Raw genomic sequence first — 26,430 nt, 5'->3', positions numbered from 1 at the left:
CGCCTTTTTATTCAGTCCGTGTACTGGAACAGTTTGACGACTTTCTGCACGCCGGAAACGCCCTGTACCAGATTGGCTGCTCTATTCGCTTCTTGTCGAGTGATCAATCCCAGTAGATAGACGATGCCGTTCTCGGTGACTACCTTGATTTTCGAGCCAGGGATCGTGCTATCGGCAAGCATTTGCGTCTTGATCTTGGTGGTCAGCAAAGAGTCGTTGCTGCGGGCAAGGAGCGAAGCGGGGGAAAGGATCTGTATTTCATTATGCACTCTCGTTACCCCGGGGACCGAGAGTGCGGCTTGTTCGGCGAGTTGCTTGAGTTCAGTGCGCGGAGTCTGGCCTGCAAGCAGGGTGACGCCGTTGTAAGTCGTGACCACGATATGCGAACTGTCGCTATCCAGGTCCGCATGTGCCTGGCGGATTTTCTCGGCAACCTTGGGCTCGATGAATTGATCGTCAATGCTGTTACCGATGCTGCGATTGCTGCAGCCTCCCAAGAAGAGGCTTGCCGTCAGGGCACCAATGATCAGAAGTGAGCTTTTCATTCTTCGCTTCCAAACAGTTGATTGTCGATTAAATCGCACAAACAGTGGATGACTAGCAGGTGCACCTCTTGAATCCTGGCTGTAACCTTGGCTGGTATCCGGATTTCGATGTCCTCAGGGAGCAGTAATGCGGCCATGCCGCCTCCATCGCGGCCAGTCAGAGCAACTACCTGCATTTCCCTGTCATGAGCCGCCTGGATTGCTTGAATCACATTGGCGGAGTTGCCGCTGGTGGAAATGGCCAACAGAACGTCGCCGGGTTGACCTAGGGCGCGGATCTGCTTGGAAAAAACTTCGTTGTAGCTGTAGTCGTTGGCGATCGAAGTGAGCGTCGAACTGTCGGTGGTCAGTGCGATGGCCGGCAGGCTGGGGCGTTCGCGCTCGAAGCGGTTGAGCAGTTCCGATGAGAAGTGCTGTGCATCTCCGGCTGAGCCGCCATTGCCGCAAGAAAGGATCTTGCCTTCGTTGAGCAAGGCCTGAACCATGAGTTCGCTGGCTTGGACGATATGGGGGAGGATGACCTCCATGGCCTGCTGCTTGGTTTCAATGCTGGCCTGAAAGAGCTGGCTGATGCGGGCGTGCATGTCCATCGGCGATAGCCTTCAAAGTTGGTGTTCGCTGCGCTCAGAAGAAAGTCTGACGCATAAGGGCGGTGGGGCTGCCGCAGAACGTTTGGGAACTAAGTAGCTTGCCGGATCAGGCATCGAAGGCACTGCGAATCCAGTTCAGATGGCTGGATGCGCTCTCATCGGCATTGATGGCAATGACATCGAAACGGCAGGGATGCCTGGCCCAACGTGTTTCTTGCTGCAGAAAATACTGAGCGGTGCGGATGAGTTTCATGCGCTTGCGTGTATCAATGCTCTCCAGTGCGCCTCCCCAGGCGAAATGCCGCCGATAGCGCACCTCAATGAATACTACCGTATCGCCGTCAAGCATGACCAGATCAAGCTCGCCGCATCGACAGCGCCAGTTTTGCGCCAGGAGGCGCATTCCTTGCGTTGTTAGATGGAGTAGGGCAAGAGCCTCGGCATCGCGTCCTATGCGTTGCCTGTCCATGTCAGAAACCGCTGGCCGGCAAGCGCTGTATCTGGCCATCGCGAAACGCAGCCCAAGGCAACTGGCGCTGGATGCGCTGGTCGGGACTCAGGCTCAGGTTGCCGGAGAGACCGTCGATGCGGGTTTCCGGTAGTGCCTTGAGTTGTGCCAGTCGCGGAGCGACTCGGTAGGCATCGACGCCCATGGCGTAGAGGCGTCCTAGACTACCCTTGGCCTGCGGCCATTGATTTCCAACCAGTTGCGGTAGGTTGTCATTCGGATTTGCATCCAGCAGCCAGGGTGTTTCGCAGAACTGAATACCTTCGAGGTCAAGGTAATAGTTCCGTTCTTCCTTGGGGCTGTAGAGATGCGAAGTGGCATAGATCGGTACGTCGCCGGCATATTGGAAGGCGAGGGTCGGCTTGATTTGCTGGGCCTGCTGCGGGGTGGCGGCCAGGAAAATGAAGTCGATATCGCGGCGCCGCGAGGGTTGTGCAACCACCTCGCTACCAAGCACAGCTTGCAGGCGTTTGCCGCGTGCCTCGCTTTGACGCAGTTGGAACAGTTCGGCAATCTGCTGAGCCAGGTAGGCAGGCTGGTCGATCCGAACGACGGCAACCAGATTGCCGCCCGTAGCCTGCCAGCTTTGCTGGAAGGCTTGAAGAACCCGGTCGCCCCATTCGCCGGAGGGCACCATGGCTACGCCCCTGCGCATACCGTCTGCCCAGGCGCGGCGGGCGGCTCCTCGGGCTTCATCTTCTGCTGCCAAACCGAATTCGAAAAGCTGTGGCGGGCCTTCCTGTCCGGCGTTGCCATAGTTCAGGGCGAGCGTGGTGATCGGTAGCTGTTCCCGATCACCTAGCTGTTTGACCAGGGTTTTTTCCAAGGGGCCGACGACCAGTTGCACTCCGGCGGCCTGAGCCTGGCGATAGAAGTCGTCGATGGAGGTCAATTGGCTGCTGTCGTAGAGTTCGATGCTAGGGGGATGCTGACCGAGTTGCTGCGCCTGGTAATGGGCGGCCATGAAGCCGTTGCGCAAGGCGCGGGACACTGAGGCGAGTTGGCCTTCCTCTGGAAGCAGCAGGGCAATCTTGTTCAGCGGTTGGCTGGCCAGCTCGCGTAGTTTGATGAGCGGTACCGGCAACTGCAGGGCTGCCGGATGCTGCGGGTTGGCTGCGCGCCACTGGTCAATGGCCGCTTGCTGCAACTCCAGGGTGCCGGCACTTTTTATGCCGCGAGCCAAGGCCAGCCAACCCCCTAGTTCGCTGTTCTCTTCTCCGGGAGCATTCAGGGCATCCAATGGCAGACCCTGAATTAGTCGCCAGATCCGCTCGTGGTTTTCGCTAGCGTTCGATTCGCTCAGGAGGGGCGCGATGAAAATCCGCTCGCGGGCGGCGCTCAGATGCTGTCCATCCGCTTCCAGGGCACGTGCGCGCGTGAATTGAGTGCGAATCTGTTGCTGTATGGGCAGTTCGCCCAAGTGTTGCATGCTGGGGTGGTTGAGGGTTTTGAGCGCTACTTTGGGATTATTGCGGGCCAAGGCGATCTCTGCACCGAGAGTGCTGGCGAAGATCTGCTGGGCGGGCTTGAGACTATCCAACGGGATTTGCTCGAGAATGCGCATGGCCTGGGCCAGATCCTTCTGCCGGTAAGCCTGGTCAGCGGCCGTCAGGCGCAGGAGTGCGGCTTTTTCCGGTTTGCTTTCGTCGGCCTGCTGCAGGAGTTGCTCGACGCTGGCTTGCGAAGGTGAGGGCAGTTCGCCCAGTCTGGACGAGGGCGAACTGGCACAGGCAGTCAGGAGACCGGCAAGAAAAAGGGCGGAAAGGGGGCGCAGACAGGCAATCATTAAGGCGTTCCTGATGCTCAAGGACAATTGAAGAATTGTACCCAAGCCTTGGGTGTGATGTCGTGATCGGGAAACCGGTTACAATGCGTGCTTCGATCGTCTAAGGGGGGGGCCATGGTCGTATCCGCTGCGCTGAATCCAAGGATAGGCATCCTTTATGTCGTTGCTACCCCGATTGGCAACCTTGACGATATCTCCACACGGGCACTCAGCGTGCTGCGCGACGTGGCCCTGATCGCGGCCGAGGATACTCGTCATTCCGCACGTTTGCTGCAGCATTTCGGCATCATGACGCCCTTGGCTGCCTGTCATGAGCACAATGAGCGTGACCGGGGAGCGCGCTTCCTGGCGCGACTGGTGGCTGGTGAGGATGTCGCGCTGATTTCGGATGCCGGTACCCCATTGATTTCCGATCCAGGGTTTCATCTGGTACGTGAGGCGCGCGCCGCCGGTATAAGGGTGATCCCGGTGCCCGGCCCCTGTGCCTTGATCACGGCGCTGTCCGCTGCGGGCTTGCCTTCGGATCGCTTCGTCTTCGAGGGGTTTTTGCCGGCCAGGACGGCTGCGCGTCAAGCTCGTTTGGAGCGCTTGAAAGAAGAGTCTCGCACGCTGATTTTCTACGAGGCGCCGCATCGGTTGCTCGAATGCCTGAGTGATCTCGAGCGGATCATGGGAAGTGATCGTCTGGCGGTTCTGGCACGAGAGCTGACCAAGACCTTCGAAACCTTCCAAGGATTGCCCCTCGGCGAGTTGCGTGCCTGGGTTGCTGCCGATGGCAATCAGCAACGTGGCGAGTGCGTGCTCCTGTTGGCTGGCTGGCAGGCTCCTTCCGACAATTCGGTATCGGCGGAAGCGCTTCGCGTCCTCGATCTCCTGCTAAAGGAAATGCCGTTGGGGAAGGCTGCGGCTTTGGCCGCCGAGATTACCGGAGTACGCAAGAACCTGCTTTATCAGACAGCTCTGGAACGTCGAGGATGAGGCCGGCGCATGTTGTCCTGGAGGAGGAGTGCTTGCGGATACTGCCGGCGAGCATTATTCTTGCGGGCGGAGAGTCGGTTGGACAGTCGCTGTCCCGTATTGTTCCTCAATATGGGAGGGAGGAAAGTCCGGGCTCCATAGGGCAGAGTGCCAGGTAACGCCTGGGAGGCGCGAGCCTACGGAAAGTGCCACAGAAAACAACCGCCTAAGCGCGCAAGCGCCGGTAAGGGTGAAAAGGTGCGGTAAGAGCGCACCGCACGGCTGGCAACAGTTCGTGGCTAGGTAAACCCCACTCGGAGCAAGACCAAATAGGGATCCATTGGCGTGGCCCGCGCTGGATCCGGGTAGGTTGCTAAAGGCGGCCAGCGATGGTCGTCGTAGAGGAATGACTGTCCTCGACAGAACCCGGCTTATAGATCGGCTCTCCTTTTTTCTCCTCGCCCCGCTTTGTGAAGCCTATCAGAGGCCAGGCAGAAAACCTCCATTTCATAATCCCCTTCAAGTATGCAATTCAGCTTATTGATTTTGCTGAATTTGTTCCGCATTAGTTGCGATTTTTCTCTCTCTTAATCAGCTAAATCGCCGTCCCATAAGGATTTTTTCATTTTCCACTGCCTTGACGGTGGGGTGGGGCGTTTCTATAGTGTGCGCAAGGTGGTACGAAGTGGCATAAAGTGGGTTTCAGTGGGCAGGGAAGCTTGTAGTCAGGGGAAGTGCGACCGTGTTTCGCGGAGCAAATGCCGTCAGTCTTGACGCTAAGGGGCGGATTTCGATGCCTGCCCGGTATCGTGAGGAGCTCATGGCTCGCTCGGCTGGGCAACTCATCGTCACCATCGATGCGATGGACCCCTGTCTCTGCATATACCCTCTGCCGGAATGGGAGCTCATCGAGACTAAACTGCGTGAGCTTCCTTCGCTGCGCGAGGAAACTCGCCGTCTGCAGCGGCTTTTGATCGGTAATGCCGTGGATCTCGAGCTGGATGGCAGCGGGCGTTTCCTGATTCCGCCACGCCTACGGGAGCATGCGAATCTGAACAAGCACGCAATGCTGGTCGGCCAACTGAACAAATTTCAGCTGTGGAATGAAGATGCCTGGATCGCGATTGCAAATGCGGATCTGGCGGCTATCAAACAACAACCCGGAGACCTGCCGGGCGAATTGCGCGACTTGATCCTGTGATTATGAAGAGTGGTTTCAGTCATATCACCGTGCTGCTTGAAGAGGCGGTCGACGCTCTGTCCATCCGGGAGGGCGGCTGTTATCTGGACGGCACTTTCGGGCGAGGCGGGCATAGCAGGTTGATTCTCGGGCGTCTTGGCGCGGGAGGTATCCTGCTTGGCTTCGACAAGGATCCCCAGGCGGTCGCTGCCGGGCTTGCTCTGGCTACGGAGGATGCTCGTTTCGTCATCGTGCAGCGCAGTTTTGCCGAGTTGGCGGACGAGATAAAAATGCGTGGGCTGGTCGGCAAGATCAGTGGTGTGCTGCTTGATCTGGGTGTGTCCTCGCCGCAACTGGACGATCCCGAACGTGGTTTCAGCTTTCTCAACGACGGTCCGCTGGACATGCGTATGGATCCGAGCCGCGGCTTGAGTGCGGCCGAATGGCTGGCTCAGGCTTCCTGCGAGGAGATTGCCCACGTGTTCAAGGATTATGGTGAAGAGCGCTTTGCCAGGCGCATGGCTCAGGCTGTGGTACAGCGTCGCCAGGAGAGGCCGTTCGAGCGTACCGCCGATCTGGCGCAGGTACTGGCTGCCGCCAATCCAGCCTGGGAGAAGGGCAAGAATCCAGCAACGCGTGCCTTTCAGGGCCTGCGTATTCATATAAACAATGAGCTTGGTGATCTCGAGCAGGGGCTTGATGCTGCGCTGGAGGTACTTGAAGTCGGTGGCCGCCTGGCCGTGATCAGTTTCCATTCGCTGGAGGACCGCATCGTCAAGCGGTTCATGCGTCGGCAGGCCAAGGGTGAGGCTGACAAGCTACCGCGTGATCTTCCGATCCGTCCGGCTGCTTTCGAGCCGCGTCTCAAGCTGATTGGCAAGCCGCGATATGCCTCCGAGTCCGAACTCAAGACCAATCCCCGTGCCCGCAGCGCAATCATGCGTGTGGCGGAGAAGCTTCGATGAGCCGTATATCGGACAAGACCATGCCGGGCGGTAGTCTCTTGATGCTGGTACTTTTCGTTGCCTCCCTGCTCTCCGCCATCGCGGTGTCCTATAGCGCCTACTGGAATCGTCAATTGCTCAATGCCCTGTACGGCGAACTGAGCGAGCGCGACAAGCTGCAGGCCGAATGGGGACGATTGATCCTTGAGCAGAGCACTTGGACTGCGCATGGCCGGGTCGAGACCTTGGCCACCGAAACTTTGAAGATGCGCGTCCCGGACGCGGCGGAAGTACGGCTGGTGGCGCCATGATGAGGCTCGAGGGAGCACTCTATCCCTGGCGTTTCCGTCTGGTGCTGATTCTCCTGGCTCTGATGGTGGCTTCCATCGCCTGGCGCATCGTCGACCTACATGTTTTCGATCATGATTTCCTCAAGGGGCAGGGTGATGCACGCAGCATGCGGCATATCCCTATCCCCGCACATCGTGGACTGATCACCGATCGCAATGGCGAGCCGCTGGCGGTCAGTACTCCGGTCACCACCCTGTGGGCCAATCCGAAGGAGCTGGCCGGTGCACGCGACCAGTGGGCCACCCTGGCCAAGGCCCTGGGCCAGGATGAGAAGGCGCTGACCGAGCGTCTCGAGCAACTGGCTGGCCGCGAGTTCACCTATCTGGTCCGAGGGTTGACCCCGGAGCAAGGGCAGGCCGTGCTCGATTTGAAAATCCCGGGTGTCTACGCTCTGGAAGAGTTTCGGCGTTTCTATCCGGCAGGCGAGGTCACCGCTCATGTGCTCGGCTTCACCGATATCGATGATCACGGGCGCGAAGGCATGGAGCTGGCCTTCGACGAATGGCTGGCCGGTGTGCCTGGCAAGCGGCAAGTGCTGAAGGACCGTCGCGGTAGGCTGATCCGGGATGTCCAGGTGGTACAGAACGCCAAGGCCGGCAAGACGCTGGCGCTGTCCATCGATCTGCGGCTGCAGTATCTGGCGCATCGGGAGTTGCGAAATGCCATTGCCGAGGTCGGCGCCAAGGCCGGCACCCTGGTGATGATCGATGTAAAGACCGGCGAAGTATTGGCGATGGTCAATCAGCCGACTTACAACCCGAATAACAAGCGCAACCTCAATCCAGCAGCCATGCGCAATCGCGCTCTGGTCGATGTCTTCGAGCCCGGCTCGACAATGAAGCCGCTTTCCATGAGCGCCGCACTGGAAACCGGACGCTGGAAGCCCAGCGACAGGGTGGAAGTGGCGCCCGGCAGGTTGCAGATCGGGCGTTATACCATTCGCGATGTTTCGCACGCCGAAGGCGGCGTTCTGGATCTGACCGGCATCCTGATCAAATCGAGTAACGTCGGCATGAGCAAGGTTGCCTTCGATATCGGTGGTGCATCCATCCACTCGCTGATGCAGCGTGTCGGTTTCGGCCAGGATACCGGTTTGAGTTTCCCAGGCGAGCAGGTGGGCAACTTGCCCAGTTATCGCGAATGGCGCAAGGCGGAGACTGCCACGCTGTCCTATGGCTATGGCCTGTCGGTAACGGCCGTTCAACTGGCCCATGCCTATGCCACGCTGGCCAACGATGGTCGTTCGTTGCCTCTAGCGTTGGCCCGGCAGGAACAGGCACCGGAAGGGGTTCAGGTCATCTCCCCAAGCGTCGCCAAGACCATGCAGGGTATGTTGCAGCAGGTCGTCGAGGCTCCAGGCGGCGTATTCCGCGCCAAGGTGCCGGGATATCACGTCGCAGGCAAGAGCGGCACGGCGCGCAAGGCCAGCGTGGGTGCCAAGGGATACAAGGAAAAGTCGTATCGCTCGCTATTTGCCGGCTTCGCCCCGATCAGCGCCCCTCGTATCGCCATGGCCGTGGTGATCGACGAGCCGAGCAACGGCGCCTATTTCGGCGGTCTGGTTTCAGCGCCCGTATTCGGCCGGGTCATGGCCGGCGCGCTGCGCCTGATGAACGTGGCACCGGACAACCTGCCGCCGCCGGCCGAGACCAAGACCGTGAATAAGGATGCGTCCGGCAAAGGAGAGCGTATCTGATGCCCATGCCGCTCAATCAACTGTTGCCTCAGGCCGAGACGGAGTTACTGATCCGGGAGTTGACCCTGGACAGCCGCCAGGTGCGTCCAGGGGACCTCTTTCTCGCGGTTCCGGGGAGCCAGCAGGATGGCCGCGCCCATATCCCGGATGCGCTTGCCCGGGGAGCGGCGGCCGTGGCTTACGAGGTCGCGGGGGCGCCATTGTTCGCTGACGACGGTGGTGTACCGTTGGTTCCAATCAAAGGGCTGGTCGGGCAATTGTCGGCAATTGCCGGCCGTTTCTATGGCGAGCCGAGCCGAGCCTTGTGTCTGATCGGTGTGACCGGGACCAATGGCAAGACCAGCGTCAGCCAACTACTCGCCCAGGCCCTGGATTTGCTCGGAGAGCGCTGCGGCATCATCGGTACCCTAGGCAATGGTTTTCATGGGGCGCTGCAGAGTGGTCGCCACACCACGCCCGACCCGATCAGCGTGCAGGCGGCTTTGGCGGGATTGAAGCAGGCCGGTGCCCGTGCGGTATCCATGGAAGTGTCTTCCCATGCGCTCGCGCAGGGCCGTGTGTCGGCGCTGGACTTCGATGTGGCGATTTTCACCAATCTGTCGCGCGACCATCTCGACTACCACGGCAGCATGGATGCCTATGGTGCGGCCAAAGCCTTGCTGTTCGCTTGGTCAGGGCTGCGCTGCCGGGTGCTCAATCTGGACGATCCCTTCGGTCGGCTCCTAGCTGGGGAGGCGAATGCATCCCGCCTGATCGGTTACAGCCTGGAGAGTCGCTCTGCCCAGGTGCACTGTCGCCGTGCGCATTTCGACGAGCAGGGGATACGGGCCGAGGTGGCGACCCCGCAAGGCGAGGGATTGCTGCACAGCCCGCTGCTGGGGCGTTTCAATCTGAGCAACTTGTTGGCGGTGGTCGGGGTACTGCTGGGGCTGGACTACGCTCTGGACGAAATTCTCCGAGTCGTGCCGCAATTGCAGGCTCCAGCCGGACGCATGCAGCAGCTGGGGGGGGGCGCTAGGCCGCTGGTCGTAGTGGATTATGCCCACACCCCGGATGCCTTGGAGAAGGTCCTGGAGGCACTGCGTCCCCATGTCCGTGGGCGCTTGCTGTGCCTGTTCGGCTGCGGCGGCGATCGTGATCGCGGCAAGCGTCCGCTGATGGCGGCGGTCGCCGAGCGCCTGGCCGATGCGGTGCTGATTACTGACGACAATCCCCGCAGCGAGTCTCCGGAGCAGATTTTCGCCGATATCCGCAGCGGTATCGGTGTACCGGAAAAGGTTACCTGTCTGCATGGGCGTGGCCAGGCCATCGCCCGCCTGATCGCCGGTGCCGACGCGAGCGACGTGCTGTTGCTGGCTGGCAAGGGGCATGAGGACTACCAGGAAATCAATGGCGTGCGTCAGCCTTTTTCCGACATCGAAGAGGCCGCCAAGGCCCTGTACGCCTGGGAATTAGCTCATGCTTAAGGCACTGTACCTGAAAGAAATCGCCGGTCCGCTGCAGGGGGACTTGGCAGGGGATAATGTGACATTCGATTCGGTCGGCACGGATAGTCGGGCGATTCGTTCGGGACAATTGTTCGTCGCGTTGGTCGGGCCACGTTTCGATGGCCATGCATTTCTCGCCGAGGTTGCCGCTAAGGGGGCCGTGGCTGCCCTCGTTCAGCGCACCATGCCGGAACTGGGACTGCCGCAGTTGCAGGTGGCCGATACCCGACTTGCCCTCGGTCGGCTTGGGAGCCTCAATCGCCAGGCCTACAGCGGTCCTTTGGCCACGGTGACCGGTTCCAGCGGCAAGACCACGGTCAAGGAAATGCTCGCCAGCATCCTGCGTACCCGTGGTCCGGTGCTGGCGACCCGTGGCAACTTGAACAATGACTTGGGGGTGCCGCTGACCCTGCTGGAACTGGCGCCCGAGCATGTCGGCGCAGTGATCGAATTGGGCGCCTCCCGGATCGGCGAGATCGCCTACACGGTCGCTCTGACCCGTCCGCAGGTGGCGATCATCACCAACGCCGGCACGGCGCATGTCGGCGAGTTCGGTGGGCCGGAAAAGATCGTCGAGGCCAAAGGCGAGATACTCGAGGGCCTGCCGGCCGACGGCATTGCCGTGCTCAATCGCGATGATCCGGCGTTTGACATCTGGCAGCAGCGCGCTGCGGGACGACGCGTGCTGGGTTTCGCATTAGATGCGAGCGACGCCGATTTCCTGGCGCGGGATATCCAGCCCGACGCTCGTGGCTGCCCGGCTTTCACGCTCCAGGGGCCTGCTGGCGAGGCGCGCATCCAGCTTAATCTGCTGGGTCTGCACAATGTGGCCAATGCCCTGGCCGCTGCCGCCGCGGCTCATGCTCTGGGGATGCCGCTGCTCGGAATCCGGACCGGGCTGGAAAGCCTGCAGCCGGTCAAGGGTCGCGCCGTGGCGCAGTTCGCGCCGAGTGGCGTACGAGTGATCGATGACAGCTACAACGCAAATCCCGCGTCAATGCGTGCGGCTATCGATATACTCGCCGGCTTTTCCGGACGTACCCTCCTTGCTCTCGGCGACATGGGCGAACTGGGTGCCTGGGCGGAAGAAGGCCACCGTCAGGTCGGCGCCTATGCAGCTGGCAAGGTCGATGCCCTGTATGCCGTGGGGCCGCTGATGACGCATGCGGTCGCGGCGTTCGGAAAAGGCGGCCGGCATTTTGCCGACCAAGCCGGTCTGCTCGAGGCTCTGCGCAGCGAGCAGCATCCTGATACCACCATTCTGATCAAGGGTTCGCGAAGTGCGGCGATGGACAAGATCGTCTTGGCTCTCTGCGGTTCCAGCGAGGAGATTCATTAAATGCTGCTGCTGCTGGCAGAGTACCTGCAACAGTTCCATACCGGTTTCGCGGTCGTCCAGTATCTGACTCTGCGCGGGATTCTCGGGGTGCTGACCGCCCTGATCCTGGCTCTGTGCCTAGGTCCCTGGATGATCCGGACCCTGCAAATCCGCCAGATCGGCCAGGCGGTGCGTGACGATGGTCCGCAGTCGCATCTGTCGAAGAAGGGTACGCCGACCATGGGCGGCGCGCTCATCCTGTCCGCCATCGCCATCAGCACCCTGCTCTGGGCGGACCTGTCCAACCGCTACGTCTGGACCGTACTGGCCGTGACCCTGCTGTTCGGTGCCATCGGCTGGGTCGATGACTACCGCAAGGTGATCGAGAAGAACTCCCGCGGCTTGCCGAGCCGCTGGAAGTATTTCTGGCAATCGGTGTTCGGCTTTAGTGCCGCGCTCTTCCTTTATATGACTGCACAGACTCCGGTCGAAACCACCTTGATCCTGCCGTTGATCAAGACCATCGAAATTCCTCTCGGCACCGCATTCATCGTGCTGACCTATTTCGTCATCGTCGGCTCGAGCAACGCGGTGAACCTGACCGACGGACTCGATGGCCTGGCGATCATGCCCACGGTGATGGTCGGTGGTGCCCTGGGCATCTTCTGCTATCTGTCGGGCAATGTGAGGTTCGCCGAGTATCTGCTGATTCCCAGCGTGGTAGGCGCCGGTGAACTGATCGTATTCTGCGGCGCGCTGATCGGTGCCGGTCTCGGTTTTCTCTGGTTCAACACCTACCCGGCCCAAGTCTTCATGGGCGATGTGGGAGCGCTGGCGTTGGGAGCGGCGTTGGGCACCATCGCGGTGATCGTTCGTCAAGAGGTGGTGCTGTTCATCATGGGAGGAGTGTTCGTCATGGAAACCCTGTCGGTGATGATCCAGGTCGCTTCCTTCAAGCTCACGGGCAAGCGCGTATTCCGCATGGCACCGATCCACCACCACTTCGAACTGAAGGGCTGGCCGGAGCCACGGGTGATCGTACGTTTCTGGATCATCACCGTGGTTCTGGTGCTGATCGGTTTGGCGACCTTGAAGTTGCGCTGAGGGCAGGGAAATGAGCCTGATCGCTTCCGACCAATTCCGCATCGTCGTCGGTCTCGGCAAGAGCGGCATGTCCCTGGTGCGCTTCCTGGCCCGCCAAGGCGCGCGGTTCGCCGTGGTCGACACCCGCGCTGATCCTCCGGAACTGGCCAACTTGAAGGCGCAGTTCCCGCAGGTCGAAGTGCGTTTCGGTGAGTTGGACGTGGACTTCCTCTGCCGCGCCAGCGAGCTTTACGTCAGTCCTGGCCTGGCACTGTCCACGCCGGCATTGCAGGCCGCAGCCGCGCGCGGAGTGAGGTTGTCCGGCGACATCGAGTTGTTCGCTCGGCACGCTAGGGCGCCGATCGTCGCCATCACCGGCTCCAATGCTAAGAGCACGGTCACCACCCTGGTTGGCGAAATGGCCCGGGCGGCCGGGTGGCGTGTGGCAGTGGGCGGCAATCTGGGCACTCCGGCCCTCGACTTGCTGGACGATGGCATCGAGTTGTATGTGCTGGAGTTGTCCAGCTTTCAGTTGGAGACCACCGAACGGCTGAATGCCGAGGTCGCCACCTGTCTCAACGTCAGCGAAGACCACATGGATCGCTATGCCGACCTACAGGCCTATCACTTGGCTAAGCACCGCATCTTCCGCGGAGCACGCCAGGTGGTGGTGAACCGGGACGATGCCTTGTCCCGGCCGCTGGTCGCCGACCGGCTACCATGCTGGACCTTTGGCCTCGGCAAGCCGGACTTCAAGGGGTTCGGTCTGCTGGAGGAGAACGGCGACAAATGCCTGGCCTTCCAGTTCGAGACGCTCATGCCGGTCCGCGAACTGAAGATTCGTGGTGCCCACAACCAGACCAATGCTCTGGCGGCAATGGCTTTGGGGCACGCGGTTGGTTTGCCGTTCGCGCCGATGCTGGAGACTCTGAAGCGCTTTGCCGGATTACCCCACCGTTGCCAGTGGCTGCGGGACGTGCGTGAAGTAGGGTATTACGATGACTCCAAGGCAACCAATGTTGGTGCCGCGCTGGCAGCGATCGAGGGGCTGGGGGCGGATATCGCCGGCAAGCTGGTGCTGATCGCCGGTGGCGATGGCAAGGGGGCGGATTTCTCTAGTCTTCGTCGGCCAGTCGCTGAGCACTGCCGTGCTGTCGTATTGCTCGGGCGCGATGCCGGGCGCATGGCCGTGGTGCTGGATGGCGCCGTACCGCTGGTCCGGGTCCGGACCTTGGAGGAGGCGGTCAAGCGTTCGGCTTCCCTGGCCGAGGCGGGTGATGTTGTGCTGCTATCGCCGGCCTGCGCCAGCCTGGATATGTTCCGAAACTTCGAAGAGCGTGGACGCCTGTTCGCCCAAGCGGTGGGAGGGCTCTCCTGATGCTGGCCCTGTTGCGTCCCTATCCGTCGCCACTCTTTAGCCGGCGTGGCTTCGATGTCGACTTTCCGATGCTGGCCGGTTGCCTGGCCCTGCTCGGCCTCGGGCTGGTGATGATTACCTCGGCATCCTCCGAAGTCGCTGCGGTGCAAGCCGGTAACACCTTTTATTACATGGTCCGCCATCTGCTGTATCTGGTGATCGGCATCGTCGCGGGTGGCGTGGTGATGCTGATACCGCTGGAAACGTGGCAGAGCATGGGGGTCAAGCTGCTGCTGGCCGCCTTTGGTGTGCTGATCCTCGTGCTGGTTCCGGGCATTGGGCGCGAAGTGAACGGTTCGATGCGCTGGATCGGTTTCGGTGTTTTCAACGTCCAGCCATCGGAGCTCGCCAAGCTGTTCGTGGTGATCTACCTCGCCGGCTATCTGGTGCGCCGCGAGGACGAAGTGCGCCGGCGCTGGATCGGCTTTATCAAGCCGATCATCGTATTGATCCCGCTGGCCGGGTTGCTGCTACTGGAGCCGGACTTCGGTGCCACCGTGGTGATGCTGGGCTCCGCTGCGGCGATGTTGTTCCTCGGCGGCGTCGGCCTGTTCCGTTTCACCCTGTTGGCCGGCGCTGCCGTCGCTGCGGTATTCGTGCTGGTGCAGACCCAGGAATATCGCCTGCAACGCCTGATCACCTTTACAGACCCCTGGGCCGACCAGTTCGGTGCCGGTTACCAGTTGACCCAGGCGCTGATCGCTTTCGGGCGTGGCGAGTGGCTAGGGGTCGGACTTGGCAACAGCGTACAGAAGCAGTTCTACCTGCCGGAGGCGCACACCGATTTCGTTTTCTCCGTGCTGGCTGAGGAGCTAGGGATGTTCGGTGCGTTGGCGACCCTCGGCCTGTTCACCTTCGTTTGCGTGCGCGCACTCTATCTTGGGCTATGGGCCGAGAAGGCGCGGCAATATTTCTCGGCCTATGTGGCCTATGGACTGGCTTTCCTGTGGATCGGCCAGTTCCTCATCAACATCGGGGTGAATGTCGGTCTGCTGCCGACCAAGGGGCTGACCCTGCCTTTCCTCAGTTATGGCGGTAGTTCGCTGGTGATCTGCTGTGTCAGCCTGGGTCTGCTGTTGCGTCTGGATTGGGAGCGCCGCACTCGGCTGGGTAACGAAAACGTACGGTTCAGCGAAGAAGATTTCGCCGAGGATCATGAGGAGCAAGCCGATGGGCGCTAATGTACTGATCATGGCAGGCGGTACTGGGGGCCATGTATTTCCGGCGCTTGCTTGTGCACGGGAATTCCAGGCGCGTGGTTATGCCGTGCACTGGCTCGGTACACCGCGTGGAATCGAGAACGATCTGGTGCCCTCGGCCGGGCTGCCGCTGCATCGGATTCAGATCGGCGGGCTGCGTGGCAAGGGGTTGGCAACCCTGCTCAAGGCTCCTTTCCAATTGATCCGCTCACTGTTCCAGGCCCGTCGGATCATGAACGAGCTGCGTCCCGTATGCGTGCTGGGAATGGGCGGATTCGTCACCGGTCCCGGCGGTGTGGCGGCAAAACTGACTGGCGCCCCCCTAGTCATCCACGAACAGAATGCCGTGGCAGGCACCTCCAACCGGGCATTGGCGCCGCTGGCCGACAGGGTCTGCGAGGCCTTTCCGGATACCTTCAAGCCTGCCGGCAAACGCCGTACCACCGGTAATCCGGTGCGTTCCGAGCTGTTTCTGGACAGTTCGCGGCAGGCTTCCGACGGGCGCAGGCTACGCCTGCTGGTCCTGGGCGGAAGTCTGGGTGCCGAGCCTCTTAACAAGTTGTTGCCCGCGGCCTTAGCGCTGATTCCTGCGGAGAAGCGGCCGGAGCTCTTTCATCAGGCCGGTCGCCAGCACCATGAGAGCACCGCCGATCGTTACCGCGAAGCCGGGGTGGAGGCCGAGGTCGTGCCCTTCATCGAGGATATGGCCCGCGTCTACGCCTGGGCCGATCTGGTGGTCTGCCGTGCTGGCGCCTTGACCGTGAGCGAGCTGGCCGCTGCTGGGCTGCCTGCGTTGCTAGTACCGCTGCCGCATGCCATCGACGATCACCAGACCCGCAATGCCGATTATCTGGCACGGGAGGGCGCGGCCTTCCTATTGCCGCAAGCGACCACGACAGCCGCCGACCTGGCCGCCCGCCTGAGCGAGGTATCGATGCACCCCGAGCAACTCGAAGGTATGGCCGCGAGTGCCCGCCGTCTGGCCAAGCCCGATGCGACCCGTACGGTCGTGGACATCTGCCTGGAGGTGGCGCGTGGTTAAGTCCAAGGACGCGATCCAGGCCGAGATCCGCCGTATGCGGCGGATCGGGTGCATTCACTTTGTCGGTATCGGGGGGGCCGGCATGTGTGGCATCGCCGAGGTACTGCTGAATCTCGGTTATGAGGTTTCCGGTTCCGATCTCAAAGCGTCGCCCGTGACCGCGCGCCTGGAAAGCTTCGGTGCGAAGATTTTCATCGGTCATCATGCCGAGAATGCCGCCAGCGCCGATGTGCTGGTGGTATCCAGTGCAGTGAACAGTTCCAACCCTGAGGTGATGACCGCTCTGGAACGACGCATCCCGGTGGTGCCGCGGGCGGAGATGCTCGCCGAACTAATGCGTTACCGACATGGCATCGCCGTGGCCGGTACCCATGGCAAGACCACCACCACCAGTCTGATCGCTTCGGTATTCGCGGCCGGCGGGCTGGACCCGACTTTTGTCATCGGCGGCCGGCTGAATGCCGCAGGCACCAATGCCCAGCTCGGTAGTAGCCGCTATCTGATCGCCGAGGCCGACGAGAGCGACGCCAGTTTCCTGCATCTGCAGCCCATGGTGGCCGTGGTCACCAACATCGACGCCGATCACATGGACACTTATGAAGGCGACTTCAGCCGGCTGAAGAAGACCTTCGTGGATTTTTTGCACAATCTTCCGTTCTACGGCCTGGCGGTGCTTTGCGTGGATGATCCAGTGGTACGCGAGATCCTGCCCCTGGTCGCCCGTCCGACGATCACCTATGGCCTCGGCGAGGATGCCGATATACGTGCCGTCGACATCCGCCAGGCCGGAATGCGTACCTATTTCACCGTGTTGCGCCAGGAGCGTGTACCGCTCGAGATGTCGGTCAACATGCCGGGAGTGCACAACGTGCTGAATGCTCTGGCCACCATTGCCATCGCCTGCGACGAAGGCATCGACGATATCGCCATCGTCCAGGGACTGTCGGGCTTCCAGGGGGTCGGCCGGCGCTTTCAGGTATATGGCGAACTGAAGATCGAGGGGGGCGGCGTGATGCTGGTCGACGACTACGGCCATCATCCACGCGAGGTCGCCGCGGTGCTCAAGGCAGTCCGTGGCGGCTGGCCAGATCGCCGTCTGGTGATGGTCTACCAGCCGCACCGCTTCACCCGGACGCGCGATCTCTACGAGGACTTCGTCCAGATCTTGTCCGATGCCAATGTGCTACTGCTGATGGAAGTCTACCCGGCCGGCGAGGAGTCGATTCCCGGAGCCGACAGTCGCAGCCTGTGCCGCAGCATCCGCCAGCGCGGCCAACTGGACCCGATCTACGTCGAGCGTGGTGCGGATATTGCCCCGTTGCTCAAGCCGTTGCTGCGTCCCGGCGACATCCTGCTTTGCCAGGGGGCTGGCGATATCGGCGGCCTGGCACCACAACTGCTCCGGAATCCGTTGTTCGGCGGCCGGCCCGAGGCGGTCGCCCAGAGGGAATTGCCATGAATTACGCCCTTAAGTCAACGCTGGCTCCGCAAGCCTTCGGTCGTGTCGCCGTACTGTTCGGCGGCAAGAGTGCCGAGCGGGCGGTCTCCCTGAAGTCCGGCCAGGCCGTGCTGGAGGCGCTGCAGAGCGCTGGCGTGGACGCTTTCGGCATCGACGTCGGCGACGACTTGCTCGAGCGACTGGGTCGCGAGCGGATCGATCGGGCCTTCATCGTCCTGCATGGCCGTGGCGGCGAGGATGGCAGCATGCAGGGCCTGCTCGAATGTGTCGGTATTCCCTACACCGGCAGCGGCGTTCTCGCTTCGGCCCTGGCGATGGACAAGCTGCGCACTAAGCAGGTCTGGCAGAGCCTGGGCTTGCCAACGCCACGCCATGCGGTGCCGACCAGCGAGAGCGACTGTCGGGTCGCCGCACGGGATCTCGGTTTTCCGCTGATCGTCAAGCCGGCCCACGAAGGCTCGAGCATCGGCATGGCCAAGGTGAATGACATCGGCGAACTGATCGCCGCCTGGCTGTCTGCCCGCTCCCATGATCCCCAGGTGCTGGTCGAGCAATGGATCCAGGGGCCGGAGTTCACCGTCGCCTTGTTGCGTGGGCAGGTGTTACCTCCGATCTGTTTGGGCACGTCGCACAGTTTCTACGATTACGACGCCAAGTATCTGGCCTCGGATACCCAGTACCGGATTCCCTGCGGGCTCGATTCCAGTAAGGAGGAGGAGTTGAAGGCGTTGTGCGCGCGTGCCTGCGAAGCATTGGGGGTGCAGGGCTGGGCGCGGGCCGACGTGATGCAGGACGCGGAGGGCCGCTTCTGGCTACTTGAGGTCAATACGGTGCCGGGCATGACCGATCATAGTCTGGTGCCGATGGCCGCGCGTGCTGCGGGACTGGATTTCCAGCAACTGGTGCTGGCGGTTCTGGCCGACAGCGTTGAGACAAGGGGTTGAGCCATGTACGGCACCATGCTTCGTCATCGACAACCAGGGCTGGGGCGCGCCCCGGCACGCAAGCCGGTTCGCCGGGGAGCCAGCCGCATGGTGGCCAAGCCACCCGTATCGGCGCGCCTGTCGACACTGGGCATGACCTTGCTGAAGAGCCTAGGCGGTTTGCTCCTGTTGGCGGCTCTCTGCGCGGGTGGCTACTTCCTGGCGCAACGCCTGATGCCCTATGCGGACCAGCCGATCGCCGATGTCAAGTTGGAAGGGCATCTCAGCTACGTCAGCAACCAGACAGTCCTCGATCGCATCGCGCCTTTCCGTCAGGCGAGCTTTTTCAGCGTCGATCTGGCCGGCATCCGCGATGCGCTCGAGGGCATTTCCTGGATTGCCAAGGCCGAAGTGCGGCGCGTATGGCCCGATCAACTGGTGGTTCACCTGGAAGAGCAATTGCCGATAGCGCGCTGGGGCGATGAAGCGTTGCTGAACAATCAAGGAGAGTCGTTCGCGCCGAGCGAAGTATCCCGTTATGAGCATCTGCCGCAGTTGGCCGGCCCCCAGCAGGCGCAGGAAAAGGTGATGCAGCAGTATCACGTGCTCAACCAGATGCTCAGGCCCCTAGGCTTTTCCATTGCACGTCTGGAGCTGCGTGAGCGCGGCAGTTGGTATGTCACCACCACCCAGGGCATCGAGCTGTTGCTCGGGCGTGATCATTTGCTTGCCAAGATGCGCCGCTTCAGCGCCATCTATGAGCGGGCCTTGAAAGAGCAGAATGCAAATATCGCGCGCATCGATCTGCGCTATGCCAACGGTCTGGCCGTGGCATGGCGGGAGCCGGTCGCGCCAACGGCGGTCGAGCCCGCCGCTGTGCACTGAGTTGAGGAGCAGGCAGAAAACATGGCAAGCGCGCAGAGCGGCAAGATGATCGTCGGTCTCGACATCGGTACCTCCAAGGTCGTGGCCCTGGTTGGCGAGGTGACGGCCGATGGCCAATTGGAGATCGTCGGGATCGGTTCCCATCCTTCGCGGGGTTTGAAGAAGGGTGTGGTAGTGAATATCGAGTCCACCGTGCAGTCCATCCACCGAGCGGTGGAAGAGGCCCAACTGATGGCTGGCTGCCAAATTCACTCAGCTTTCGTTGGTCTGGCCGGGAACCATATCCGCAGTCTGAACTCCCACGGAATTGTCGCCATCCGTGATCGCGAAGTCAGTCAGGCGGATCTCGAGCGCGTTCTGGATGCGGCCCAGGCGGTGGCGATTCCTTCGGATCAGCGAGTGCTGCACACTCTGCCGCAGGACTACGTGATCGATAACCAGGAAGGCGTACGGGAACCGCTGGGGATGTCCGGCGTGCGTCTGGAGGCCAAAGTGCACGTGGTGACCTGTGCGGTGAATGCCGCGCAAAACGTCGAGAAGTGCGTGCGCCGCTGCGATCTAGAGGTGGACGACATCATCCTCGAACAACTGGCTTCTGCCCATGCGGTACTTACCGAGGACGAGAAGGAGCTGGGCGTATGCCTAGTCGATATCGGTGGCGGTACCACCGATATCGCCATCTTCACCGAGGGAGCGATCCGGCATACCGCTGTGATCCCGATCGCCGGCGATCAGGTCACTAACGACATCGCCATGGCGCTGCGCACGCCGACTCAGTATGCCGAGGAGATCAAGATTCGCTATGCCTGCGCCCTGGCCAAGCTAACCGGCGCCGGCGAAACCCTCAACGTCCCCAGTGTCGGCGAGCGTCCCTCGCGGGAGCTTTCCCGCCAGGCGCTGGCGGAAGTGGTCGAGCCTCGCTACGACGAGCTGTTCAGCCTGATCCATGCAGAGTTGCGGCGTAGCGGCTACGAGGACCTCATACCCGCCGGTGTCGTTCTGACCGGCGGCTCGGCGAAGATGGAAGGCGCCGTCGAGCTGGCCGAGGAGATCTTCCACATGCCTGTGCGCCTGGGGGTGCCGCACAGTGTCAGGGGAATGGATGACGTGATCGGCAACCCAATCTATTCGACCGGGGTGGGGTTACTGCTTTACGGGCTGCAGAAGCAGACTGGAGGCACGCCCGTATCCGGCACCAGCAGTTATGGCGAAGAAACCAAGATACCTGTCCTGGAACGATTCAAGCGATGGTTCCAAGGCAACTTTTGACAACGGCGGTAGGCAGTGAAAAGAAAGGAGAGGGAATATGTTTGAGCTCGTAGACAACGTTCCGCAAAGTGCAGTGATCAAGGTCATCGGTGTCGGTGGTGGCGGCGGCAATGCCGTGAATCACATGGCGGCCACCAGCATCGAGGGGGTCGAGTTCATTTGCGCCAACACCGATGCGCAGGCGTTGAAGAGCATTACTGCACGGACGGTCCTGCAGCTGGGCTCGGGGGTGACCAAGGGGCTGGGAGCCGGTGCCAACCCCGAGGTCGGCCGCGAAGCCGCAATGGAGGACCGCGAGCGTATCGCCGAGGTTCTGCAGGGCACCGACATGGTGTTCATCACCACCGGTATGGGTGGCGGTACCGGTACTGGTGCCGCTCCGGTCATCGCCGAAGTGGCGAAGGGACTGGGCATTCTGACGGTGGCCGTGGTGACCCGTCCGTTCCCGTTCGAAGGACGCAAGCGCATGCAGGTTGCCGAAGAGGGTATCCGCCTGCTAGCCGAGCATGTGGATTCACTGATCACCATCCCCAACGAGAAACTGCTGACCATTCTTGGCAAGGATGCCAGCCTGCTGTCCGCTTTCGCCAAGGCTGACGATGTGCTGGCCGGTGCGGTTCGTGGTATTTCCGACATCATCAAGCGTCCCGGCATGATCAACGTCGACTTCGCCGACGTGAAGACGGTAATGAGTGAAATGGGCATGGCCATGATGGGTACCGGTTTTGCCAGCGGTCCGAACCGGGCTCGCGAGGCCACCGAGGCGGCGATCCGCAACCCGTTGCTGGAGGACGTCCATCTGCAGGGCGCTCGTGGCATTCTGGTGAACATCACGGCCGGCCCGGATCTTTCCCTGGGCGAATACTCCGACGTCGGCAACATCATCGAGCAGTTCGCATCCGACCAAGCCATGGTGAAGGTCGGCACCGTGATCGATCCGGACATGCGCGACGAATTGCATGTGACCGTGGTTGCCACTGGTCTGGGCGCGCGAGCCGACAAGCCGATGAAAGTGGTGGTCAATACGCTGCAGTCCGCTGGCGCTGCTGCTCCCGCTGTACCTCGCGGCGATCAAGCGGTGAACTACAAGGACTACGAACGGCCCACCGTACAGCGCCAGAGCCATGGCGCCAGCGCCACGGCTGCCAAGATCAACCCGCAGGACGATCTGGATTATCTGGACATCCCGGCTTTCCTGCGCCGTCAAGCAGATTGATTGCGTTTATCAGGGGTCTTGTATTGATTGATATCCAGCAAATATTGGTTCTGCTATCATTTTTGCTAGTTATTGAAAAAGATTCGCAACTGCTAGCGGCCAAACCATGATCAAACAACGCACCCTGAAGAACATTATTCGTGCCACGGGAGTGGGTTTGCACTCGGGGGAGAAGGTTTATCTGACCTTAAAGCCCGCTCCTGTCGACACGGGGATCGTGTTCCGGCGCATCGATCTCGATCCGGTAGTGGACATCCCCGCAAGAGCTGAAAACGTCGGTGAAACCACCATGTCCACGACGCTGGTCAAGGGTGATGTCAAGGTCCACACGGTGGAGCATCTGCTTTCGGCCATGGCCGGTCTTGGGATCGATAATGCTTACGTCGAACTCTCCGCCCCCGAAGTGCCGATTATGGATGGCAGTGCCGGTCCTTTCGTCTTTCTTATCCAGTCCGCAGGTTTGCAGGAACAGGAGGCTTGCAAGAGGTTCATCCGCATCAAGCGTGAAGTGGCCGTGGAGGAAGATGACAAGCGTGCCGTCTTCCTGCCGTTCGATGGCTTCAAGGTGAGCTTCGAAATCGATTTCGATCATCCTGTGTTCCGCGGCCGTACGCAGACCGCCAGTATCGATTTCTCCAGTACTTCGTTCGTCAAGGAGGTCAGTCGTGCACGAACCTTTGGTTTCATGCGCGATATCGAATTTCTGCGCTCGCACAACCTTGCGCTAGGTGGCAGCGTGGATAACGCCATCGTGGTCGACGAAAACCGGGTATTGAACGAGGATGGTCTGCGTTATGAGGACGAGTTCGTCAAGCACAAGATTCTTGATGCCATCGGCGACCTTTATCTGCTGGGCAACAGCCTGATCGGCGAATTCCGCGGCTTCAAGTCGGGGCATGCTTTGAACAACTGCCTGTTGCGCGCTCTGCTCGAACAGAAGGATGCCTGGGAAGTGGTGACCTTCGAAGACGCCGTGAGTGCTCCTATCTCCTACGTGCGTCCCATAGTGGCTGTCTAAGCCGGGCGCTTCTACTTTTTCCTTTTCCAGCTCCGTGGCTCGCAGCGAAGCGTCTCGTTTTCGGCTATTCGGGCCGGCCGTGCCGGGCCAGCCGCTTCAGTGCCGCCCTGAGTCTGGGATCGTCAATGCCTTCGGCTGCCGTCCGGAGACTCTCGGCAGCGGCTGGGGATAGCTTGTTCACACGGGAGGAAGAGGCGTTCGCCTGCATGGGAGGGCGCACTTTGAAAAGGATCCTGTTCAGGCCCCAGAATGCCTCCAGCGTCAGCAACTGGCGCTGCAGACGACGTTGCTGGTAACGCAGTCGGGTGGCCCACTGACCATTGGTGACGATCAGCAGTAGGCAACCTTCACGCCAGGATGCTACGTGGCAATGCCCACGTGCGGCAGGCTGTAACTGACTGTCCAGCAGGTGCTGGAGCCGGACTAATTGCTGCGCCTGGCCGAACAGCGACTTAAGCGGTTTGGATTCGCGCAGCAGCGCGGCGGAGGGACGGGCCGGCGAGGGACGAAAGGTCATGGTTGTTGGCCGGAGGATGTGGATGTCCATGGTAGCAGAACCTATGCCCGTTTAAGGTTCTGTCGCAGAGAACGGGCTTCGGGCAGTCCTAAGCCTGGCGTGTGGCCTTTGCACTTCGAGCGGTGGAAAGTCCTGCTGCATGATGCCTATTTTCTTGCCGGGCGAGTTTGCGAGTAGAATGCCTTTTTCCCATTGCAACCCTTTGCGGCTGCCGGGTCGGCCTCGTGCCCGCCCTCCATTCATATGTGAGGAAGAACCTGTCGATATGTTTGCGCCTTTGTTGAGAGTGCTCTTTGGGAGCAAGAACGATCGTGAAGTCAAGCGCATGCGTCGAGCCGTGCGGGCGATCAATACCCTCGAAGAGCAGATGGTGGCGCTGACGGACGAACAGTTGCGCGCCAAGACCGAGGAATTCAGAGGCCGTCTCGGCAAGGGCGAAACCCTTGACCAACTGCTGCCCGAAGCCTTTGCCGTTGCCCGGGAGGCAGGCAAACGGGTAATGGGCATGCGCCACTTCGATGTGCAATTGATCGGCGGGATGGTTCTGCACGAGGGCAAGATCGCCGAGATGCGTACTGGCGAGGGCAAGACTCTGGTGGCGACCCTGGCCGTCTATCTCAATGCCCTGGCTGGCAAGGGCGTGCACGTGGTAACGGTGAACGACTACCTGGCCCGTCGCGACGCCAACTGGATGCGTCCGTTGTACGAGTTCCTGGGGCTTTCCGTCGGTGTGGTCATGCCTTTTCAGCCGCCGGAGGAGAAGCGGGTCGCCTATGCTGCCGACATTACCTACGGCACCAACAACGAGTTCGGCTTCGACTACCTGCGCGATAACATGGCCTTCAGTCTGGAGGATAAGTTTCAGCGCGAGCTCAACTATGCGGTGATCGACGAGGTCGATTCCATATTGATCGACGAGGCGCGTACGCCGTTGATCATTTCTGGCCAGGCCGAGGACAGCTCGCAGTTGTACCTGCAGATCAATGCCCTGATTCCGCGATTGAAGCGTCATATCGAGGAAGAGGAGGGCGTGGTCACTCAGGAAGGCCACTACGTCGTCGACGAAAAGACCCGGCAGATCGAGCTGAACGAGCAGGGTCACCAGTTCATCGAGGAACTGCTGGCCAGTGCCGGCCTGCTGCCCGAGGGCGACAACCTCTATTCCGCCCACAATCTGCAACTGCTGACCCACGTCTATGCCGGGTTGCGCGCGCATGTGCTGTTCCATCGCAACGTCGAATACATCGTGCAGGGCAACCAGGTGCTGTTGATCGACGAGCACACCGGGCGGACCATGCAGGGCCGGCGCCTTTCCGAGGGGCTGCACCAGGCCATCGAGGCTAAGGAGGGGCTGCCGATCCAGGCGGAGAGCCAGACCCTGGCCTCGACCACCTTCCAGAACTATTTCCGTCTCTATCACAAGCTGGCCGGCATGACCGGCACCGCCGACACCGAAGCCTTTGAGTTCCGCCAGATCTACGGCCTCGACGTAGTGGTGATCCCGACCCACCGGCCGATCGCACGCAAGGACTTCAACGATCTGGTTTACCTGACCCAGGAAGAGAAGTACGCGGCGATCATCGGCGACATCAAGGAATGCCAGACCCAGGGACGTCCGGTGCTGGTGGGAACCGCCTCCATCGAAAGCTCCGAATACGTTTCCCAACTGCTGAAGAAGGAAGGCATCGCGCATCAGGTGCTCAATGCCAAGTACCACGAGAAGGAGGCCGAGATCATTGCCCAGGCCGGGCGCCCCGGCGCGGTGACCATCGCCACCAACATGGCCGGCCGGGGTACCGACATCCTGCTCGGCGGCAACTGGGAGGTCGAGGTCGCCGCCCTCGAAAACCCAACTGATGAGCCGGTCGCACAGATCAAGGCCGACTGGCAGAAGCGCCACCAGCAGGTGATCGAGGCCGGTGGCCTGCACGTGATCGCTTCGGAGCGCCACGAATCCCGGCGTATCGACAACCAGTTGCGCGGCCGGGCCGGCCGCCAGGGCGATCCGGGCTCCAGCCGTTTCTATCTGTCCCTGGAGGATAACTTGATGCGCATCTTCGCCTCCGACCGGGTTAAGAACTTCATGAAGGCGCTTGGCATGCAGGCTGGCGAGGCCATCGAGCATCGCATGGTGACCAATGCCATCGAGAAGGCCCAACGCAAGGTCGAGGGACGCAACTTCGACATGCGCAAGCAGTTGCTCGAATTCGACGACGTGGCCAACGAGCAGCGCAAAGTGATCTACCACATGCGTAACAGCCTGCTGGAGTCCGAGGACATCGGTGAGACCATTGCCGAGTTCCGTCGGGAGGTGCTGGACGCGGCCATCGACCAGCATATCCCGCCGCAGTCGCTGCCCGAGCAGTGGAACATCGCTGGTCTGGAGGCTGTGCTGCAAAGCGATTTCGATGTGCAATTGCCGCTGCAGCAGTGGCTCGACGAAGACGATCGGCTGCACGAGGAGGCATTGCGCGAGCGTATCCTCGAGGCGCTGCTGGCTGCCTATCGCGAGAAGGAGGAGATTGCTGGCACCGAGGCCTTGCGGACCTTCGAGAAGCAGATCTTGCTGCGCGTGCTGGACGACTTGTGGAAAGACCATCTGTTGACCATGGACCATCTGCGCCACGGCATTCACCTGCGCGGCTATGCACAGAAGAATCCCAAGCAGGAATACAAGCGCGAATCCTTCGAGCTGTTCCAGAGTCTGCTCGAGTCCATCAAGCGTGATGCTATCCGCGTACTTTCCCACGTACAGGTCCGTCGCGAGGATCCGGCCGAGGAGGAGGAGCGGCTGCGCCGTGAGGCAGAAGCCCTGGCCAGGCGCATGCAATTCCAGCATGCGGCCGCCTCGGCCCTGGCTCCTCAGGGGGAGGAGGACGACCTCGAAGTCGTGGAGGAGGTGCCTCAGCCGGGGGCTGCGCCGGTGCGTTCGGAGCCGAAGATCGGGCGCAACGAGCCCTGTCCCTGCGGGTCAGGCAAGAAGTACAAGCACTGTCACGGGCAGCTCAATTAGCGTTGCTAGGCTGCGTTCCGGCGCAGC

At 61.1% G+C, this 26,430-nt stretch carries 23 protein-coding genes and 1 other RNA gene; 19 read left to right on the top strand and 5 right to left on the bottom strand.

Going from position 1 to position 26,430, the window contains the following annotated elements:
• Nucleotides 1-11 precede the first annotated feature (11 nt).
• The 4 genes from ACGI6K_RS16025 to ACGI6K_RS16010 form a co-directional block, all read right to left on the bottom strand.
• On the bottom strand, nt 12-545 hold the full coding sequence (locus ACGI6K_RS16025; protein ID WP_081434874.1) for a BON domain-containing protein: 534 nt from the start codon (nt 543-545) through the stop codon (nt 12-14).
• Nucleotides 542-1,135 carry a phosphoheptose isomerase gene (locus ACGI6K_RS16020; protein WP_012699958.1) on the bottom strand — a complete coding sequence of 198 codons (594 nt, stop codon included), beginning with the start codon at nt 1,133-1,135 and terminating at the stop codon, nt 542-544. The genes ACGI6K_RS16025 and ACGI6K_RS16020 overlap by 4 nt, the downstream gene beginning before the upstream one ends.
• 106 nt (nt 1,136-1,241) lie before the next feature.
• Nucleotides 1,242-1,604, bottom strand: coding sequence for a YraN family protein (locus ACGI6K_RS16015; RefSeq protein WP_376948573.1), 363 nt, complete (start codon nt 1,602-1,604; stop codon nt 1,242-1,244).
• 1 nt (nt 1,605) lies between these two features.
• Nucleotides 1,606-3,429 (bottom strand): penicillin-binding protein activator, encoded by a 1,824-nt coding sequence (locus tag ACGI6K_RS16010; RefSeq protein ID WP_376948571.1) that lies wholly within the window; start codon nt 3,427-3,429, stop codon nt 1,606-1,608.
• Between the two features lie 114 nt (nt 3,430-3,543).
• Here ACGI6K_RS16010 and rsmI point away from each other — a divergent pair, with 114 nt between their 5' ends.
• The 18 genes from rsmI to lpxC all read left to right on the top strand — a co-directional run bounded on the left by rsmI (nt 3,544) and on the right by lpxC (nt 22,873).
• Nucleotides 3,544-4,407, top strand: coding sequence for a 16S rRNA (cytidine(1402)-2'-O)-methyltransferase (rsmI, locus tag ACGI6K_RS16005; protein ID WP_376948569.1), 864 nt, complete (start codon nt 3,544-3,546; stop codon nt 4,405-4,407).
• Between the two features lie 70 nt (nt 4,408-4,477).
• An RNA gene (rnpB, locus tag ACGI6K_RS16000) (RNase P RNA component class A) lies at nt 4,478-4,836 on the top strand.
• 292 nt (nt 4,837-5,128) lie between these two features.
• Entirely contained in the window at nt 5,129-5,587 is a 459-nt protein-coding gene (gene mraZ, locus ACGI6K_RS15995; protein ID WP_376948567.1) for a division/cell wall cluster transcriptional repressor MraZ, read from the top strand.
• A 2-nt stretch (nt 5,588-5,589) separates the two neighbouring features.
• Nucleotides 5,590-6,531: a 16S rRNA (cytosine(1402)-N(4))-methyltransferase RsmH gene (gene rsmH / locus ACGI6K_RS15990; RefSeq protein ID WP_376948565.1), complete on the top strand. Its 942-nt coding sequence runs from the start codon at nt 5,590-5,592 to the stop codon at nt 6,529-6,531.
• On the top strand, nt 6,528-6,821 hold the full coding sequence (gene ftsL, locus ACGI6K_RS15985; RefSeq protein WP_376948563.1) for a cell division protein FtsL: 294 nt from the start codon (nt 6,528-6,530) through the stop codon (nt 6,819-6,821). The genes rsmH and ftsL overlap by 4 nt, the downstream gene beginning before the upstream one ends.
• Complete coding sequence (locus ACGI6K_RS15980) at nt 6,818-8,557, top strand: peptidoglycan D,D-transpeptidase FtsI family protein (protein WP_376948561.1); 1,740 nt, start codon at nt 6,818-6,820, stop codon at nt 8,555-8,557. The genes ftsL and ACGI6K_RS15980 overlap by 4 nt, the downstream gene beginning before the upstream one ends.
• Entirely contained in the window at nt 8,557-10,023 is a 1,467-nt protein-coding gene (locus tag ACGI6K_RS15975; protein ID WP_376948559.1) for a UDP-N-acetylmuramoyl-L-alanyl-D-glutamate--2,6-diaminopimelate ligase, read from the top strand. Before ACGI6K_RS15980 ends, ACGI6K_RS15975 begins: the two co-directional genes overlap by 1 nt.
• Complete coding sequence (locus ACGI6K_RS15970; RefSeq protein WP_376948557.1) at nt 10,016-11,383, top strand: UDP-N-acetylmuramoyl-tripeptide--D-alanyl-D-alanine ligase; 1,368 nt, start codon at nt 10,016-10,018, stop codon at nt 11,381-11,383. Before ACGI6K_RS15975 ends, ACGI6K_RS15970 begins: the two co-directional genes overlap by 8 nt.
• Nucleotides 11,384-12,466: a phospho-N-acetylmuramoyl-pentapeptide-transferase gene (mraY, locus tag ACGI6K_RS15965; protein ID WP_376948555.1), complete on the top strand. Its 1,083-nt coding sequence runs from the start codon at nt 11,384-11,386 to the stop codon at nt 12,464-12,466.
• A 10-nt stretch (nt 12,467-12,476) separates the two neighbouring features.
• On the top strand, nt 12,477-13,823 hold the full coding sequence (murD, locus tag ACGI6K_RS15960) for a UDP-N-acetylmuramoyl-L-alanine--D-glutamate ligase (protein ID WP_376948553.1): 1,347 nt from the start codon (nt 12,477-12,479) through the stop codon (nt 13,821-13,823).
• Complete coding sequence (gene ftsW, locus ACGI6K_RS15955) at nt 13,823-15,043, top strand: putative lipid II flippase FtsW (protein ID WP_376948551.1); 1,221 nt, start codon at nt 13,823-13,825, stop codon at nt 15,041-15,043. Before murD ends, ftsW begins: the two co-directional genes overlap by 1 nt.
• Nucleotides 15,033-16,103 (top strand): undecaprenyldiphospho-muramoylpentapeptide beta-N-acetylglucosaminyltransferase, encoded by a 1,071-nt coding sequence (gene murG / locus ACGI6K_RS15950; RefSeq protein WP_376948549.1) that lies wholly within the window; start codon nt 15,033-15,035, stop codon nt 16,101-16,103. The genes ftsW and murG overlap by 11 nt, the downstream gene beginning before the upstream one ends.
• A 34-nt stretch (nt 16,104-16,137) precedes the next feature.
• Nucleotides 16,138-17,562 carry a UDP-N-acetylmuramate--L-alanine ligase gene (gene murC, locus ACGI6K_RS15945; protein ID WP_376948708.1) on the top strand — a complete coding sequence of 475 codons (1,425 nt, stop codon included), beginning with the start codon at nt 16,138-16,140 and terminating at the stop codon, nt 17,560-17,562.
• Entirely contained in the window at nt 17,559-18,506 is a 948-nt protein-coding gene (locus tag ACGI6K_RS15940) for a D-alanine--D-alanine ligase (RefSeq protein ID WP_376948547.1), read from the top strand. The genes murC and ACGI6K_RS15940 overlap by 4 nt, the downstream gene beginning before the upstream one ends.
• A 3-nt stretch (nt 18,507-18,509) precedes the next feature.
• Complete coding sequence (locus tag ACGI6K_RS15935) at nt 18,510-19,370, top strand: cell division protein FtsQ/DivIB (protein ID WP_376948545.1); 861 nt, start codon at nt 18,510-18,512, stop codon at nt 19,368-19,370.
• A gap of 21 nt (nt 19,371-19,391) precedes the next feature.
• On the top strand, nt 19,392-20,639 hold the full coding sequence (gene ftsA, locus ACGI6K_RS15930; RefSeq protein WP_376948543.1) for a cell division protein FtsA: 1,248 nt from the start codon (nt 19,392-19,394) through the stop codon (nt 20,637-20,639).
• Between the two features lie 37 nt (nt 20,640-20,676).
• Nucleotides 20,677-21,855 carry a cell division protein FtsZ gene (gene ftsZ / locus ACGI6K_RS15925; RefSeq protein WP_376948541.1) on the top strand — a complete coding sequence of 393 codons (1,179 nt, stop codon included), beginning with the start codon at nt 20,677-20,679 and terminating at the stop codon, nt 21,853-21,855.
• A gap of 106 nt (nt 21,856-21,961) precedes the next feature.
• Nucleotides 21,962-22,873, top strand: coding sequence for a UDP-3-O-acyl-N-acetylglucosamine deacetylase (gene lpxC / locus ACGI6K_RS15920; protein WP_376948539.1), 912 nt, complete (start codon nt 21,962-21,964; stop codon nt 22,871-22,873).
• Between the two features lie 64 nt (nt 22,874-22,937).
• Here lpxC and ACGI6K_RS15915 read toward each other — a convergent pair whose 3' ends face one another.
• Nucleotides 22,938-23,390: a DUF721 domain-containing protein gene (locus tag ACGI6K_RS15915; RefSeq protein ID WP_376948537.1), complete on the bottom strand. Its 453-nt coding sequence runs from the start codon at nt 23,388-23,390 to the stop codon at nt 22,938-22,940.
• A 265-nt stretch (nt 23,391-23,655) separates the two neighbouring features.
• Here ACGI6K_RS15915 and secA point away from each other — a divergent pair, with 265 nt between their 5' ends.
• Nucleotides 23,656-26,403 (top strand): preprotein translocase subunit SecA, encoded by a 2,748-nt coding sequence (secA, locus tag ACGI6K_RS15910; RefSeq protein WP_376948535.1) that lies wholly within the window; start codon nt 23,656-23,658, stop codon nt 26,401-26,403.
• The last annotated feature ends 27 nt before the right edge of the window (nt 26,404-26,430 follow it).

The sequence above is a fragment of the Azorhizophilus paspali genome (assembly GCF_043587585.2).
In the GTDB taxonomy this organism is placed as follows: domain Bacteria; phylum Pseudomonadota; class Gammaproteobacteria; order Pseudomonadales; family Pseudomonadaceae; genus Azotobacter; species Azotobacter paspali.
This window is presented reverse-complemented; position numbering and strand designations above follow the sequence as displayed.